Origin of the sequence: Jiella mangrovi (assembly GCF_017815135.1) — a bacterium.
Lineage (GTDB): Bacteria > Pseudomonadota > Alphaproteobacteria > Rhizobiales > Rhizobiaceae > Jiella > Jiella mangrovi.
The window spans coordinates 23,451-39,112 of sequence record NZ_JAGJCF010000017.1; the positions used below are offsets into that span (position 1 = coordinate 23,451).

The 15,662-nt window shown below is 65.2% G+C and carries 13 protein-coding genes; 5 read left to right on the plus strand and 8 right to left on the minus strand.

The window, feature by feature from the left end; all coding sequences use genetic code 11:
- Nucleotides 1-50: 50 nt before the first annotated feature.
- Nucleotides 51-1,142 carry a COX15/CtaA family protein gene (locus tag J6595_RS18190; RefSeq protein WP_209596396.1) on the minus strand — a complete coding sequence of 364 codons (1,092 nt, stop codon included), beginning with the start codon at nt 1,140-1,142 and terminating at the stop codon, nt 51-53.
- 124 nt (nt 1,143-1,266) lie between these two features.
- On the opposite strand from J6595_RS18190, the gene J6595_RS18195 reads away from it, so the two are divergent.
- Nucleotides 1,267-1,479, plus strand: coding sequence for a DUF2842 domain-containing protein (locus J6595_RS18195; protein ID WP_209596398.1), 213 nt, complete (start codon nt 1,267-1,269; stop codon nt 1,477-1,479).
- 18 nt (nt 1,480-1,497) lie between these two features.
- On the opposite strand, the gene J6595_RS18200 is transcribed toward J6595_RS18195, so the two are convergent.
- Entirely contained in the window at nt 1,498-2,214 is a 717-nt protein-coding gene (locus J6595_RS18200; protein WP_209596399.1) for a P-loop NTPase family protein, read from the minus strand.
- 287 nt (nt 2,215-2,501) lie between these two features.
- On the opposite strand from J6595_RS18200, the gene J6595_RS18205 reads away from it, so the two are divergent.
- Nucleotides 2,502-3,065, plus strand: a complete 564-nt coding sequence (locus J6595_RS18205; RefSeq protein WP_209596402.1) for a polysaccharide biosynthesis/export family protein — start codon at nt 2,502-2,504, stop codon at nt 3,063-3,065.
- 33 nt (nt 3,066-3,098) lie between these two features.
- Here J6595_RS18205 and J6595_RS18210 read toward each other — a convergent pair whose 3' ends face one another.
- The 4 genes from J6595_RS18210 to J6595_RS18225 all read right to left on the minus strand — a co-directional run bounded on the left by J6595_RS18210 (nt 3,099) and on the right by J6595_RS18225 (nt 7,515).
- A complete protein-coding gene (locus tag J6595_RS18210; RefSeq protein ID WP_209596404.1) occupies nt 3,099-4,463 on the minus strand; it encodes a nucleotide sugar dehydrogenase in 1,365 nt (454 codons plus the stop codon).
- A 459-nt stretch (nt 4,464-4,922) separates the two neighbouring features.
- Entirely contained in the window at nt 4,923-6,125 is a 1,203-nt protein-coding gene (pcaF, locus tag J6595_RS18215) for a 3-oxoadipyl-CoA thiolase (protein ID WP_209596406.1), read from the minus strand.
- 2 nt (nt 6,126-6,127) lie between these two features.
- Entirely contained in the window at nt 6,128-6,811 is a 684-nt protein-coding gene (locus tag J6595_RS18220; protein WP_209596409.1) for a 3-oxoacid CoA-transferase subunit B, read from the minus strand.
- Nucleotides 6,808-7,515, minus strand: coding sequence for a 3-oxoacid CoA-transferase subunit A (locus J6595_RS18225; RefSeq protein WP_209596410.1), 708 nt, complete (start codon nt 7,513-7,515; stop codon nt 6,808-6,810). Before J6595_RS18225 ends, J6595_RS18220 begins: the two co-directional genes overlap by 4 nt.
- 128 nt (nt 7,516-7,643) lie before the next feature.
- On the opposite strand from J6595_RS18225, the gene J6595_RS18230 reads away from it, so the two are divergent.
- Together J6595_RS18230 and purB are read left to right on the plus strand one after the other, a co-directional pair.
- Nucleotides 7,644-8,444, plus strand: a complete 801-nt coding sequence (locus tag J6595_RS18230) for an IclR family transcriptional regulator domain-containing protein (RefSeq protein ID WP_425342175.1) — start codon at nt 7,644-7,646, stop codon at nt 8,442-8,444.
- 132 nt (nt 8,445-8,576) lie between these two features.
- Nucleotides 8,577-9,908, plus strand: coding sequence for an adenylosuccinate lyase (gene purB, locus J6595_RS18235; RefSeq protein WP_209596412.1), 1,332 nt, complete (start codon nt 8,577-8,579; stop codon nt 9,906-9,908).
- Between the two features lie 696 nt (nt 9,909-10,604).
- Here purB and dnaK read toward each other — a convergent pair.
- Nucleotides 10,605-12,536 (minus strand): molecular chaperone DnaK, encoded by a 1,932-nt coding sequence (gene dnaK / locus J6595_RS18240; protein ID WP_209596414.1) that lies wholly within the window; start codon nt 12,534-12,536, stop codon nt 10,605-10,607.
- Nucleotides 12,537-12,726: 190 nt separating this feature from the next.
- On the opposite strand from dnaK, the gene J6595_RS18245 reads away from it, so the two are divergent.
- A complete protein-coding gene (locus tag J6595_RS18245; RefSeq protein WP_209596544.1) occupies nt 12,727-12,963 on the plus strand; it encodes a hypothetical protein in 237 nt (78 codons plus the stop codon).
- A 199-nt stretch (nt 12,964-13,162) separates the two neighbouring features.
- On the opposite strand, the gene J6595_RS18250 is transcribed toward J6595_RS18245, so the two are convergent.
- Nucleotides 13,163-15,430: a transglycosylase domain-containing protein gene (locus J6595_RS18250; RefSeq protein WP_209596527.1), complete on the minus strand. Its 2,268-nt coding sequence runs from the start codon at nt 15,428-15,430 to the stop codon at nt 13,163-13,165.
- Between the last annotated feature and the right edge of the window lie 232 nt (nt 15,431-15,662).

The following is a 15,662-nucleotide window of genomic DNA, read 5'->3' on the forward strand; positions in this document are numbered from 1 at the left end:
CGCGTTCAAAGCTTCGTCACCGGCGCGTGATCGGACGTCGGGTGAGGTCTTCACACGCGGGCATCGACGGAGCGGACGGGATAGCTGCCGAGGAGACCGCGTGCGTGAAAAACGGCGGTCGCCAGCACGATCAGGCCGCCCGCCTGGTGCATCAATGCCAGATCGAGCGGCACGACCCACAACAGCGTGGTGATGCCGATCGCGGCCTGGGCGAGAACGACCACGAACAGAACCGCCGCGCCTTTGGCATGTCGGGTTCCGGGCGCTGCGCGCCAGAGCGTGATCAGATGGACGAGAGACACGGTGAAAAGCAGGTATGCCCCGCAGCGATGGACGAATTGCACGGTCAGGACATTCTCGAAGAAGTTCCGCCACACGGGCTCCATCGACATCAGCCCGTCCGGCACGAGGGCGCCGTCCATCAGCGGCCAGGTGTTGTAGATGAGGCCCGCGCGCAGGCCGGCGACGAGACCGCCGAGATAGATCTGCAAAAGCGCCAGGAAAACCAGGGCGATCGCCAGTCGCCGCGCGGCGGCGGGCACGGCTGATGGCTGCGGACGCGGCACGAGGCCCCGTGCCACCCACAGCGTCGATGCGTAGATGATACAGGCGATGGTCAGATGGGTCGCCAGACGGTACTGGCTGACCTCGGTGCGCTCGGACAGGCCTGAAGCGACCATCCACCAGCCGATGGCGCCCTGCAGGCCACCGAGGCATAGGAGACCGAGAAGCCGGGGCTTGAGGAAAGGCTCCAAGCGCCCGCTGAGCCAGAAGAAGGCGAGCGGCAGGGCGAAGACGAAACCGACGCCGCGCGCCAGCAGGCGATGGCTCCACTCCCACCAGTAGATGGTCTTGAAGCCGTCGAGGCTCATGCCCCGGTTCATCTGTTCGTATTGCGGGATCTGCTTGTAGAGATCGAACTCTTCCTGCCATTCCGCCGCCGACAGCGGCGGGATCACGCCGTGGATGGGCTTCCATTGCGTGATGGAAAGGCCAGATTCGGTCAGCCGCGTCGCGCCGCCGACGAGAACGAGGGCGAACAGGACGGTCGCCACCGCATAGAGCCACACACGAACGGCTGTTCTGTCGCGCTCGACACTGGTTGCGGGTGTCGTTTCTGCGTTATAGGCAAGGGTGCTCATGGGATGGGCTTTGCACCCAAAGCGCGCCGCGATCAAGCGCGGCAGGAGTCGCAGGTGGCTCGCAATTGCGTGAAGCAGCGCTTGGCGCGCCGATGCGCGGCAAGATCAACGGCAGGGAGCGACGATGCCGGTCAGGCTCAAGAAGTTCATCGGAGCGATCCTCCTGATCATTCTCGTGGTGGTCTACGCGTCGCTCGCCACGGCCTATGCCACCTTGCATCTCGCCGATGCGAGCGGCTGGGTCCACCTCGTCTATTTCCTCGTCACCGGCTTTCTGTGGGTGGTTCCCGCCATGCTCCTGATCCGCTGGATGGAGGCGAAGCCGAAAAAGGGCTGAGCCTTTCGCGGCCGCGCCTCAGCCGCGGACGTCGCGGCGGACCATCGGCATGAAGACGATGTCGTCGATGCCGATCTGCCTCAGATCGTCCGCCACGTCGATCATCCGGTCGTCGACATGCGGCAGGCCGGCGATCACCACCGCGGTATTTTCATTCAAGAGCGCCGGAAGCTCGGGAATGTCGAAGGCATCCGCCTCGATGACGGTGCAGTCATAAGCCTCGGCGAAGGCGTCGAGAACGTAGCTCAGATGCGCGAAGGCGGCTTCGTCGGCCTGCTCCAGCTCGAACCCGCCGCAGGGAACGAAGTGCGTGCTGGTGTAATGGTCGCGGTAGATAACCTCGGCAAGACCCGCACCGCCCGACAGAAGATCTCCATAGCCCGCGCAGTCCCGCGGCAGGCCCATCTGCGATCCGACCGAACCATCCGGCGTCAGGTCGATCAGGACGGTGGCGCGGCCCGAGCCCGAAAGCCGCCGGGCGATCTGCAGGCCGCCGAAGCTCTGGAGTTCACGGTGGGTCGACAGGACGACGAGGCGAAAGATGCTGGTGGCCTCGACGGCGGCCGCCAGTTCGTTCACCGTCGCGATCTGCTCGGCGGCGCCCTCGCCGCCCAATGCGCCCGAGCCCTCACCCAGCTTCGCGCGGCCGCTCTTGTCAGGCCGCTCCGCCGGCTCTCTCGTCGCCTTCTCGCCGCCCCAGGCGAGCCTGTTGTCCAGGGACTGGTCGGTCGTCATGTGGTTCTCTCCGGCGAAGCCTTGCGGAGACGTCGACAAACGGACGAACGGCCAAATTGGCCGCGAGGGACGAACGCCCCGGCACAGCCTTGCCGACGACCCGCGAGCGCGTACTCCAAACAGGCGCTTCAGGTTGGCTCACAGACTGCACCCGAGACGTAACCGTCCCGTTAAGTCGCCGATTTTCGAACGCTCCCGGGCCATGGTTTACCTGCGCTTAACCCTAACGAATTTATAAGACACCCAAGCGGTCGTATTCCTGCGACATCTTATCGGGCAAGAGCTTCATGAAACACCTGCGGCTGGCAATACTCGCCGTCTCGGCCCTGACACTGCTACCGGCCTGCGCGTCCTATCAGCCGGCGCCCGACGCGATTCACCAGAGTCTTGCCCAGCCCTACCGCCTCGACAGCGGCGACAGGCTGAAGGTCATCGTTTTCGGCGAGGAAGGCCTGACGGGCACTTTCACGGTGGACAAGGCCGGCTTCATAGCCTTCCCGCTGGTGGGCGAAGTGCCCGCCCGCGGCCGCTCTCCCGAACAGATCCGCCAGGAGCTCACCGAGCGGCTCGCCGACGGCTATCTCAACAAGCCGGACGTCACCGTCGAGGTCGACCAGTATCGTCCCTTCTTCATCATGGGCGAAGTCGCCAATGGCGGCCAGTACAATTACGTCCCCGGCATGACCGTCCAGAACGCCGTGGCGATCGCCGGCGGCTACACGCCGCGGGCCGAGCAGACGACGGCCGACGTGACGCGCCGCAATGGCGGCGAGATCATCACCGGCCGGGCGGTCCCCACCGATCCGCTGATGCCGGGCGATACGGTCTATGTGCGCGAACGCTGGTTTTGACGGTTCAGCGGCACCGGCATTCGGCGAGACGGCTCACGCCCGGACGACCCGCGCCTGAAGCTCCGGCGAAAGCTTGCGCGTCGCGCCGCGGCTGTCGACGACGAGGGGCACGGTCTCGACCATTGTCTCGATATCAATACCGTCGTGATCGGTGGCGATGAGCGCAGCGTCGTATTGCGCCAAGGCGTCCAGGCTCCATTCGATCGAACACCGCCCCTCGAACTCGCCATGCTTGCGGGTCCGGCGCATCACCGGAACATAAGGGTCGTGGTAATCGACGATCGCACCACGCTCCTCCAGCATTTCCATGAGGACGAGCGACGGGCTCTCCCGCACGTCGTCGACATTCTTCTTGTAGGCGAGGCCGACGACGAGGATCTTCGCGCCGCGGATCGGCTTGGAAAGCCTGTCCGACAGAGCTTCGACGAGACGCGCTACGACGAATTCCGGCATCGCGGAATTGATCTCGCCGGCAAGCTCGATGAAGCGGGTGTGGATGCCGAATTCGCGGGCCTTCCAGGTGAGATAAAACGGGTCGACCGGGATGCAGTGGCCGCCGATGCCGGGCCCGGGATAGAACGGCATGAAGCCGAACGGCTTGGTCTTGGCCGCATCGATCACCTCGAAGACGTCGATGCCCATCCTGTCGAAGATCACCTTCAGCTCGTTGACGAGCGCGATGTTGACGGCGCGAAAGACGTTTTCGGTCAGCTTCACCGCTTCGGCGGTCCGCATCGAGGGAACCCGCACGACCTTGGATGTGACGGTGGCGTAGAGCGCTTCGGCCATGTCGCCTGCGGGCGCAGAATCGGCTCCGACGACTTTGGGGATCGAGGTGGCGTCGAAGTCGGGATTCCCCGGGTCCTCGCGTTCGGGCGAATAGGCGATGGCGAAATCACGCCCCTCTTGAAGGCCCGAGCCGCGCTCCAGGATGACAGCGAGAAGATCCTCCGAGGTCATCGGATAGGTGGTTGATTCGAGCGTCACGAGATGGCCTGGCTTCAGATGCGGGGCGATCGCCTCGGCCGTTGCGATGACAAAGCTCATGTCCGGATCGCGATAGGTCGTCAGCGGCGTCGGCACGCAGATGACGATGGCATCGACTTCGGACAGCTTGGAATAATCCGTCGTCAGCCGGGTGCGGCCCGAACCGACCAGTGCGGCAATCCGCTCCGGGATGATATGGTGGATGTAGGTCTCGCCGGCTTCGAGCTTGTCGATCTTCACCGGATCGACGTCGAAGCCGATGGTCCGAAAGCCGCTGGCGTGAAAGGCGAGCAACAGCGGCAGGCCGACATAGCCGAGGCCGATAATCCCGACCACGGCCTCGCGGCTTTCGACGCGGCCGATGAAGGCGGCTGCCATGGCTTCGAATGTAGAGGGATTTTCGGTGGTCATGGGGCCGGCCTCGCGGGAGCGTGTTCGATCGTCGCCGCCTCTGTGGCGCGATTGTCGCCTCACCCGCAAGTGCCGGGGATCACAGACCCGGGCAAACCGACGACCAATGGCAGGCGAGAAGGGCGATTGCACCCTCAAACCGGGAAGTGGGATTCTGGCGTCAATATGCTACGGCCGGATTCCGTGCGGCACGACCGGCCGGCCCTCCGCCCCCCGGGTCGTGCCCAAGCGGCGTCGCAAACAGCCAGGGCGGGCACATCCCCGCTTCGTCATCCCGGCCCCGAGCCGGGATCCATTCCTCCGCATCATCGCAGCCGATACGTCTTAAAAAAATAATCGTTTGTCTGTCCCCGTCCGAGGCAGTTTCGTCGATTTGGAATGGATCCCGGGTCGAGCCCGGGATGACGAAGCGGGGATGGTAGCGAACATGTCGCCCGCCCTCGCCCGTTCAGTCAGCCATCACCCCCGTTCGAGCGCGATGGCGATGCCCTGGCCGACGCCGATGCACATGGTGGCGAGCGCCCTCGCCTTGCCGCTCAGGGACAGCTCCAGTGCCGCCGTGCCGGCGATGCGGGCGCCGGACATGCCGAGGGGATGGCCGAGGGCGATGGCACCGCCATTGATGTTCACGCGTGCGTCGTCGTCGGCGATGCCGAGATCGCGCAGGGTCGCGAGGCCCTGGGACGCGAAGGCTTCGTTCAGCTCGATGACGTCGAAGTCGTTCGCCTTCAGCCCCAGCCGCTGCATCAGCTTCTTCGACGCCGGCGCCGGGCCGAAGCCCATGATGCGCGGGGCGACGCCGGCGGTGGCACCGCCGAGAATGCGGGCGATCGGCGTCAGGCCATGGGCCTTGACCGCAGCCTCCGAAGCGACGATCAGCGCGGCTGCTCCGTCATTGACGCCGCTGGCGTTGCCGGCGGTCACCGAGCCGCCCTCCCGGAAGGGCGCGCGAAGTTTGGCGAGCGCTTCCATCGTCGTGTCGGCGCGCGGATGCTCGTCGGTGTCGACGACCTTCGGATCGCCCTTGCGCTGGGAGATCTCGACCGGAACGATCTCCTTCGCCAGACGGCCGGACTGCATCGCGGCGGCCGCCTTCTGCTGCGACCTCAGGGCAAAGGCGTCCTGATCCTCGCGGCTGACGGAAAAATCCTCGGCGACGTTCTCGCCGGTCTCCGGCATGGAATCGACGCCATACTGCTTCTTCATCAGCGGGTTGACGAAGCGCCAGCCGATCGTCGTGTCGTAGATTGCGGCCGAGCGGCTGTAGGCGCTCTCGGCCTTCGGCATGACGAAGGGCGCTCGGGACATCGATTCGACGCCGCCGGCGATCGCCAGCTCGATCTCGCCGGCCTTGATCGCGCGGGCAGCCTGGATGATGGCATCCATGCCCGAGCCGCAGAGGCGGTTGATCGTGGTGCCGGGCACGCTCTCAGGAAGGCCCGCCAGGAGCGCCGACATGCGGGCGACGTTGCGGTTGTCCTCGCCGGCTTGGTTCGCGCAGCCGTAATAGACCTCCTCGACGGCGGCCCAGTCGATGTCGTGGCGCTTCATCAGCGCCTTGATCGGGACGGCGCCGAGATCGTCGGCCCGAACGCTTGCCAGAGCGCCGCCGAAGCGGCCGATGGGGGTGCGGACATAGTCGCAAATATAGGCGTCGGCCATGATCAAAGCTCCGGAACGGTGAGATCGGCGACGCTGCCCTCGACATGGAGCTTGGCGCCGGTGAGGGATTGGAGATCGTCCATCGAAATGTCCGGGACCTTTTCCAGAAGGACGAAGCGGGCGCCTGCGACATCGACGTCGATCACCGCCAGCGACGTATAGACCCGCGTGACGCAGCCGACGCCGGTGAGAGGAAACGTGCAGGCCTCGACGAGCTTCGGCTTGCCGTCCTTGGTGACGTGATCGGTGAGGACCGCGACGCGCTTGGCGCCGTTGACGAGGTCCATCGCGCCGCCGACGGCCGGAACGCCCTTATCTCCGACCCGCCAATTGGCGAGATCGCCGTTCGAGGCCACCTGCAGCGCGCCGAGGATCGCGACGTCGAGATGGCCGCCACGGATCATCGCGAAGCTCGTCGCGTGGTCGAAGAAGGCCGCGCCGGGTTTGAGCGTGATCGCCTTCTTGCCGGCATTGATGAGATCCCAGTCTTCCTTGCCCTTTTCAGGCGCGCGGCCGAAGCCGAGGACGCCGTTTTCGGTGTGGAAGATCGGCTCGCGGCCCTCGATGGTGTAGGCCGCGACCTTTTCGGGAAAGCCGATGCCGAGATTGACATAGGCGCCGTCCTCGATGTCCTGGGCGGCGCGCCAGGCGATCTGCTCCTGGTTCAATTGTCCCTGAATGCTCATGGGTAGCGAGCCTCCGCCTGGTTCAGGATTTCTTCCTGCTGGGGATCGGACACCTCGACCAGCCGGTTGACGAAGATGCCCGGCGTGACGACGGCTTCCGGATCGATGCCGCCGGCTTCGACGAGGTGGCTGACCTGGGCGATGGTCACGGCGGCGGCCGTCGCCATCAAAGGGTTGAAGTTGCGGGCCGCCAGCCGGTAGGTCAGGTTGCCATAGGGGTCGCCGAGCTCGGCCTTGATCAAGGCGAAATCGGCCTTCAGCCAGCGCTCCTGGACGTAGGGCTTGCCGTCGAACTCCGCGGTCGGCTTCTTTTCGCCGAGTTCGGTGCCATAGGCGGTCGGCGTGTAGAAGGCCGGGATGCCGGCGCCGCCGGCGCGAATGCGCTCGGCAAGCGTTCCCTGAGGAACCAGCTCCAGCTCGATGCGGCCGTCCAGATAGCGCTCGGTGAAGGCTTTCGGATCCTTGCTCTTGGGGAACGAGCAGATCAGCTTGGCGACCATGCCGTGCTCGATCATCGCGGCGAGCCCGACATGACCGTTGCCGGCATTGTTGTTGACGACCGTCAGGTTCTTCGGCCCGGCATCGATCAGCGCATGGATCAGCTCGATCGGCGCGCCGGAGCCGCCGAAACCGCCGATCATCACGGTCGCGCCATCTGAAATGCCGGCAACGGCCTCGGCCGTCGTCGCATGACGTTTGTTCACGCTGGGGTCCTCCTTCCCATGGGCCTCTCCGATCCGCCGGCCACATGCCGCTTGGCTCGGGAAGGCTCCTCGGTTGCAGGCTTGGAAATATCCCCGCGGAAGGCGGCGCGCCATGCCATGGCGGGCGCATGTTGATTCTTGTTCACATTGCGGATTATCTCGTGCGCATGTTGAACAAGCCGACGGATTTCGTCGCCTCCCTCGCAAAGGGCCTGAAGGTCATCGAGGCGTTCCGCGCCGAGCGCCCGCGTCTTGCCGTGACCGACGTCGCGAAGACGACCGGGCTCGATCGCGCCACGGCGAGGCGCTGCCTGCTGACGCTCCACGCTCTGGGCTACGCCGATTACGACGGCAAGTTCTTTTCCCTGACGCCGCGCGTCCTGAGGCTCGGCATGGGGGCGCTGGCCACCCTGCCCCTGCCGCAGATCGTCCAGCCCTGGCTCGACCAGCTGTCGGAGCAGATCGGCCAGTCGACGTCGGTGGCGATCCTCGACGAGACCGAGGTCGTCTACATCGCCCGCGCCGCCCAGAAGCGGGTGATGACCGTCGGGCTGATGCCGGGCTCGCGGCTGCCCGCCCATTCGACGTCGCTCGGCCGGGTGCTTCTCGCCGCCCTGCCCGAGCCCGAAGCGCGCGCCCTGATCGAGCGAGCGGACCTGACGCCGCGCACCGCCCGGTCGCTCACTGCACCGGAGGAGATCATGGCCGAGCTCGCCCGGGTCCGCGCCGCGGGACACGCCATCATCGATCAGGAGGTGGAGATCGGCCTCAGGTCGATCGCCGTGCCGGTCTATGACGGGCGCGGGCGGGTCGTGGCGGCGCTCAATACCGGTGTTGCCGCCGTTCAGGCCGAGCCGGACGGTCTTGCCCGCGACTATCTGCCGGCGCTCTTGCGGGTCCAGGAAGCGCTGCGGCGCGTGATCCATTGACCGGCGGCATCGCCATTGGGGACAATCGCGGCAGAACTGGTCGGCGAGGATGCGGAGCCAGCGCGATTGAGGCGCGCGCGCCACTCTGCTAGACGGCGGGCATCCCCGACAACTCGATCCGGAAAACGCCCGATGATCCCTCGTTACGCCCGCCCCGACATGGTCGCCATCTGGTCGCCGGAGACGAAATTCCGCATCTGGTTCGAGATCGAGGCGCATGCCTGCGACGCTTTGGCCGAGCTCGGCGTCATCCCGACGGATGCGGCGAAGACGATCTGGGCGAAAGGCGGCGCGGCGACGTTCGATGTCGAGCGTATCGACGAGATCGAACGCGAGACCAAGCACGACGTCATCGCCTTCCTCACGCATCTGTCGGAGATCGTCGGGCCGGACGCCCGCTTCGTCCATCAGGGCATGACGTCCTCCGATGTCCTCGACACCTGCCTCAGCGTTCAGATGACGCGGGCGGCCGATCTTCTCATCGCCGATCTCGACGCGCTGCTGACCGCGCTGGAGCGCCGGGCCTTCGAGCATCGCGACACGATCACCATCGGCCGCTCCCACGGCATCCACGCCGAGCCGACGACTTTCGGCGTCAAGCTGGCCCTCGCCCATGCCGAGTTCCAGCGTTGCCGCGAGCGGCTGGTGGCGGCCAGGGCGGAGATCGCGACCTGTGCGATTTCCGGTGCCGTCGGCACTTTCGCCAATATCGATCCGTTCGTCGAAGAACATGTCGCCAGTGCCATGGGCCTGAAGCCGGAACCGGTCTCCACCCAGATCATCCCGCGCGATCGCCACGCGATGTTCTTCGCCGTCCTCGGCGTCGTCGCCTCGTCGGTGGAGCGCCTGGCGACGGAAATCCGCCATCTCCAGCGCACCGAGGTGCTGGAAGCGGAAGAGTATTTCTCGCCGGGCCAGAAGGGCTCGTCGGCGATGCCCCACAAGCGCAATCCCGTGCTCACCGAAAACCTCACCGGCCTTGCCCGCATGGTGCGCTCCTACGCCCTGCCCGCGATGGAGAACGTCGCGCTCTGGCACGAGCGCGACATCTCGCACTCCTCGGTCGAGCGCTACATCGGACCGGACGCGACGATCACGCTGGACTTCGCGCTCGCCCGCCTCACCGGTGTCGTCGATAAGCTGCTCGTGTATCCCGAGCGGATGGAAAACAACATGAACCGCCTCGGCGGCCTCGTTCACTCCCAGCGCATCCTCCTCGCCCTCACCCAGGCCGGCGTCTCCCGCGAGGACGCCTATCGCCTCGTCCAGCGCAACGCGATGAAGGTCTGGGAGAGCTATCACGTCGCGGGATCTGCGACGGTCGATTTCCTCGAAGAGCTCCTGAAGGACGGCGAAGTGCGCAAGGCGCTGAGTGAAGACGAGATCCGCAAGCGCTTCGATCTCGGCTATCACACCAAGCAAGTCGGCACGATCTTCAAACGGGTCTTTGGCCGGGAGGGGTGAGCCGAGTTCCGGTGACGCGGACTCCCACCGCGATTCCATCCCGTGAGCCGTTGCCTCGGACGCTCGAGAGGGCGCCGCGCTCGAAGTGTCGTCATCCTCGGGCCCCATCCCGAGGATCCAGGGCAGCGCTTCAAGCGACTGATCGCGTTGAAGAAAACGCCCGACATCCGACGTTGGACTGGATTCTCGGGACGGGGCCCGAGAATGACGAGGCGTCGAGGCTTGCGAGAGTGCCGGCGCCATTGGCAGCTGCCCAAGCAACAAGGTGGAACGTTTCACCAGATGCGAGGGTCGCGGCGCTGGGGCACAGCCTCGTAGAGCGAACTGACCCGGCCAGCCTCCGACATGTAATCATTTTTGGGACGAGGCGCGACGGCCCAGTCCGGCGAGCGGCTCTGCCCCCCGAAGCGCCGTCATCCTCGGGCCCCGTCCCGAGGATCCAGGGCGTCAGCAAAAAAGCACCCGGCGATGCGAATTCCGGCACCCGAGCCATCGTTTCAGTCGTCGCTGTGGATGCTCGGGACGGCGCCCGAGCATGACGGAGCGGTGGGGACCCCGCCTTTGCTTGCCGCGTCGCGACGACGGTACTTTCGGCGAGCCCCCCGCGTCCGTATTCCCCTTTCCCGCGCAGAAACGCAAAAAAGCCCCGGCGCATCGCGCCGGGGCTTCCTTCATCCGTAGCAGAGTGAGGCCTGATCAGGCCGACTTCTTCTGCTGATCGTCGTCGACCTCCTCGTAGTCGGCGTCGACGACGTCGTCCTTCTCTGCGCTCGAAGCCTCGGCAGAGGCGCCCTCCCCGGCTTCGCCTTCGCTGGCCTGGGCGGCCTCGTACATCGCCTGGCCGAGCTTCATGGAAGCCTGGGCGAGCGTGTCGCTCTTCGCCTTGATGGCCTCGGCATCGGCCTCGTCCTTTTCGAGCTCGGCCTTAAGGTCGTCGATCGCCGCGCGGATCGCGCCGCGGTCGTCCTCGGAGACCTTGTCACCATAGTCGGCGAGCGACTTCTCGGCCGAGTGGACGAGGCTCTCCGCCTGGTTCTTCGCCTCGACGCCCGCACGGCGCTTCTTGTCGGCGTCGGCATTGGCCTCGGCGTCTTTGACCATCTGCTCGATGTCGGCGTCGGACAGACCACCGGAGGCCTGGATGGTGATCCGCTGCTCCTTGTTGGTGCCCTTGTCCTTGGCCGAGACGTTGACGATGCCGTTGGCGTCGATGTCGAAGGTCACCTCGATCTGCGGCACGCCGCGCGGTGCCGGCGGCAGGCCCTCGAGGTTGAACCGGCCGAGCAGCTTGTTGTCCTGGGCCATCTCGCGCTCACCCTGGAAGACCTGGATGGTCACGGCGTTCTGGTTGTCCTCGGCCGTCGAGAAGGTCTGCGACTTCTTGGTCGGGATCGTCGTGTTGCGATCGATCAGCCGGGTGAAGACACCGCCCAGCGTCTCGATGCCGAGCGACAGCGGCGTGACGTCGAGAAGGAGAACGTCCTTGACGTCGCCCTGCAGGACGCCGGCCTGGATCGCCGCGCCCATGGCGACGACCTCGTCCGGGTTGACGCCCTTGTGGGGCTCCTTGCCGAAGAAGTTCTTCACCGTCTCCTGGACCTTCGGCATGCGCGTCATGCCGCCGACGAGAACGACCTCGTCGATGTCCGACTGCGACAGGCCGGCATCCTTCAGAGCCGACTGCATCGGGCCGACGGTGCGCTGCACCAGATCATCGACCAGCGCCTCGAACTTCGAGCGGGTCAGCTTGATGTTGAGATGCTTTGGGCCGGTCTGATCGGCGGTGATGAAGGGCAGGTTGATCTCGGTCTGCGAGGCGGAGGAAAGCTCGATCTTGGCCTTTTCGGCCGCCTCCTTGAGGCGCTGAAGCGCGAGCTTGTCGCTCTTCAGGTCGATGCCCTGGTCCTTCTTGAACTCGGTGGCGAGGTAGTCGACGAGGCGCATGTCGAAGTCTTCGCCGCCGAGGAAGGTGTCGCCATTGGTCGACTTCACCTCGAACACGCCGTCACCGATCTCCAACACCGACACGTCGAAGGTGCCGCCGCCAAGGTCGTAGACTGCGATCGTCTTGCCGTCGTTCTTGTCGAGGCCGTAGGCGAGCGCGGCAGCCGTCGGCTCGTTGATGATGCGCAGGACGTCGAGACCGGCGATCTTGCCGGCATCCTTGGTGGCCTGGCGCTGGGCGTCGTTGAAGTAGGCCGGAACGGTGATGACGGCCTTCTCGACCTTCTCGCCGAGATAGGACTCAGCGGTCTCCTTCATCTTCTGAAGGATCATCGCCGAGATCTGCGAGGGCGAATATTTCTCACCAGAGGACTCGACCCACGCGTCGCCATTGTCGGCCTTGACGATCTTGTAGGGCACGAGGCCCTTGTCCTTGGCAACCGTCGGATCCTCGTAGCGGCGCCCTATCAGGCGCTTGACGGCGAACAGCGTGTTCTCGGGATTTGTCACCGCCTGGCGCTTGGCCGGCTGACCGACGAGACGCTCGCCATCGTCGCTGAAGGCAACCATCGACGGCGTCGTGCGCGCGCCTTCGGAATTCTCGATGACCTTGGAATTCTTGCCGTCCATGACGGCGACGCAGGAATTCGTCGTACCGAGATCGATGCCGATAACCTTCGCCATATTCATAGTCTCCTTGTTACAGCGAGCCGCCCGGGACCCTCGTCGAGGCGTTCCCATTGGGCGACCCCCACTTGGCGTCTTCGAAACTCATGAGACCGGGTTAGGTCCGAGAAAGACCAACCGGCCGAACTGTGATGGCGGCTATATATGAACGGCTCCAAACCGACGCAAGGCGGGTTCTGACGCTTTCGTGAGCAGATTTTCCCCGACCAGAGGAAAACGTCGGGGCGTCGAATTTTCCAAAAACGCAACGATTGAGGGAACGATCTTTCCCCCAAAGCGCTACCTGTTCGACAAAACCGGAACGATCGGTCGCGTCTCACCCCGATCGCAAATCCTTCGGAGCGAAAAAATGAACAACATCATCTATCTCGTCGGCCTCGTCGTCGTGGTCATCGTCATCCTCTCGCTGCTCGGCCTCGTGTGAGCCGATCGTCGCGAGAACCGTCGGGTCAGACCACGACTGCAATACCGACCTGACTGATCCTTACGCCCAGCCTCGCAGCCAGGGTTCCTTGGCGGGATATCCGGCCGAGCCCTGACAGGCCGCTCAAGCGGCAAAGGCGCGCCCTTTTCGGGACGCGCCTTTTTTTGTGTCGCCTCACCGCGAGATGCAGGTGGCGGATCTAACCGCCGAAAATCCGGCGGAAGAGGCTGCGATCATCCTCGCGACGACGCGGCGTCACACGTTCTTCCACGACGACGCCGGGCGGCGGCGCGCGATCGTAGACCCTGCCGCCCTGTCCATCGCCCGAGCGATCGTAGGGAACCCCGTTCTCATCCGTCATCGACGGATCGTAGGAGCCGTCGCCATTGCCGTCGGCGACCAGCGGCGCCTGCGGCTCGCCGATGGTGTAGTGGCCGGGCAGCGGCACGTTGGGAGTCCCCTTGAGCGCCGCCTGCATGAACTCATGCCAGGCCTCTGCTGGCAGGGAACCGCCGGTGACGCGCTTCATCTTCGCGCCGTTGTCGTTGCCGAACCACACGCCCGTGACGAGCTCGGCGGTGTAGCCGACGAACCAGGCGTCCTTGAAGTCCTGGGTGGTGCCGGTCTTGCCCGCCGCTTCGAAACCGTCGAGCGCCGCCTTGCGCCCCGTTCCCGAGGAGACGACGCGTTTCAGCATCGCGTTCATCATGCCCATCATGTCTTCGGACAAGACCTTCGGCGGCACCTCGGCGCCGCGCTCCCACAGGACCTTGCCGTCCTCGGTGGTGATCCGGTTGACGAGATGCGGAGCCGCCTTGTAGCCGCCATTGGCAAAGGGCGCGAAGGCGCTGGTCAGCTCCAGGAGCGAGACTTCGGACGTCCCGAGCGCAATCGAGGGATTGTCGACGATGTCGGAGGTGATGCCGAGCCGATGGGCGGTGTCGATGACGGCCTGCGTGCCGACATTGTCGATCAGCTTGGCCGCGACGGTGTTGAGCGAGAAGCGTAAGGCATCGGCGACCATCACCGGTCCGCGATAGGTGTTTTCGTAGTTCGACGGCTTCCATTTGCCGATCTGGACCGGGCCGTCGACGATGATGCTTTCAGGCCGCCACCCATGTTCGAGGGCGGTCTCGTAGACGAAGGGCTTGAAGGTCGAGCCCGGCTGGCGCTTGGCATCGACGGCGCGGTTGAACTGGCTCTCGGCATAGTCGCGGCCGCCGACGAGCGCGCGGATCGCGCCTGTGCCGTCGACGGCGACGAGCGCGCCCTGGGTGACGTTCTGCTTGGAATTGTCGATGGTCTGGCGGATCGCCTTTTCGGCTTCCTTCTCGAGCGGCATCTCGATCGTCGTCTCGACCACCACGTCCTGGTGGACTTCGCCGATCAGCTTCTTGATGTCACGCATGACGAGATCGGCGGCGTAGTGCTGGGCGCCGTCCCAGTAGCTCTTGGCCTTGGTCGGCTTCTCCGCGACGGCGTCGGCATATTCCTCGGCGTTGATCTTGCCCTCGTCGCGCATCGCCGCGAGAACCACCTCGGCCCGCTCCTTGGCCGCCTTCGGATCGCGCGCCGGCGAAAGCCGCGACGGCGCCTTGAGGAGGCCTGCGAGGAGCGCTGCCTGGGACAGTGAAACCTCGCTCGCCGGCTTGTTGAAATACCGACGTGCAGCCGCCTCGACACCCGTCGCGCCCGAACCGAAATAGACCCGGTTCAGATACATGTCGAGAATCTGGTCCTTGGTGAATTTGTGCTCCAGCCAGACCGCGAGGATCGCCTCCTGGATCTTGCGCTGGATGGTCTGTTCGGGATTGAGGAAAATGTTCTTGGCGAGCTGCTGGGTCAGGGTCGAGCCGCCCTGGACGGTGCCGCCGGCGCGCCAGTTGGTGATGAAGGCGCGCACGATGCCGATCGGATCGACGCCCCAGTGGTCGTAGAACCGCCGGTCCTCGATCGAGACCACGGCTTCGGGAATATAGGGGCTCATCTCGTCGAGCGAGACCGCCTTGCCTCCCGTGAGACCGCGATTGGCCAGCAACTCGCCGCCCACCGAAACGATCTTGACGTTGGGCGGGCGCGCCGGGATTTCCCATGCTTCCTGCGGCAGCTTGACGGCGAAATAGCCGACCGTCGCGGCAACCGCGAGCGAGCCCCAGAGAATGCAGGCGAGACAGAGCCGAAAGAGATGGCCGATCAGACTGCGCCGCCGCCGGCGACCGCCGCCGCCACCATCACCGGATCCGCCGCGACGCCCTCCGCCACGCCCACCACCTGCGGCCCGGGCCTGATTGCTCTTTGCATTGGCGGATTTTGAGGACTTCGCGGCGGGCTTTGCAGCCGGTTTGCGCTTCTTGTCGTTCGCCGCCATCGGAACGGCGCGATCGTCCGCGCTGATCGACAGCCCTTCCTCGCTCTTGCTCTCACTTCGATCGAAACTGGGTTCGATCCGCTCGCGCCGTGCCGCCATGCGCAGCCTCTCAATCCTCATGTGGGACGACGCCTGGCAGCCCGTCCGGCCTGCCTGCAGTCCCCCTCGATTCCCCATGTGCCGTTCCGTATCCGGCCCTGAAGGTCCGGCAAAGCTCCGGTCGACCTTTGTCGGAAGAAACCTGTCCCCACAGGTCGCTGGCATGCACCAAGGGGTGCGCCCGCCGGATCGGCAGATTTGTAGTTCCACCGTAAATGCGGCGATTTAACGG

Coding starts and splice junctions, on each gene's coding strand:
- J6595_RS18195 (WP_209596398.1), top strand. CDS start 1,267: ATGCCGGTCAGGCTCAAGAAGTTCATCGGAGCGATCCTCCTGATCATT.
- J6595_RS18205 (WP_209596402.1), top strand. CDS start 2,502: ATGAAACACCTGCGGCTGGCAATACTCGCCGTCTCGGCCCTGACACTG.
- J6595_RS18190 (WP_209596396.1), bottom strand. CDS start 1,142: ATGAGCACCCTTGCCTATAACGCAGAAACGACACCCGCAACCAGTGTC.
- J6595_RS18250 (WP_209596527.1), bottom strand. CDS start 15,430: ATGGCGGCACGGCGCGAGCGGATCGAACCCAGTTTCGATCGAAGTGAG.
- J6595_RS18200 (WP_209596399.1), bottom strand. CDS start 2,214: ATGACGACCGACCAGTCCCTGGACAACAGGCTCGCCTGGGGCGGCGAG.
- pcaF (WP_209596406.1), bottom strand. CDS start 6,125: ATGGCCGACGCCTATATTTGCGACTATGTCCGCACCCCCATCGGCCGC.
- J6595_RS18220 (WP_209596409.1), bottom strand. CDS start 6,811: ATGAGCATTCAGGGACAATTGAACCAGGAGCAGATCGCCTGGCGCGCC.
- J6595_RS18230 (WP_425342175.1), top strand. CDS start 7,644: ATGTTGATTCTTGTTCACATTGCGGATTATCTCGTGCGCATGTTGAAC.
- dnaK (WP_209596414.1), bottom strand. CDS start 12,536: ATGGCGAAGGTTATCGGCATCGATCTCGGTACGACGAATTCCTGCGTC.
- J6595_RS18210 (WP_209596404.1), bottom strand. CDS start 4,463: ATGACCACCGAAAATCCCTCTACATTCGAAGCCATGGCAGCCGCCTTC.
- purB (WP_209596412.1), top strand. CDS start 8,577: ATGATCCCTCGTTACGCCCGCCCCGACATGGTCGCCATCTGGTCGCCG.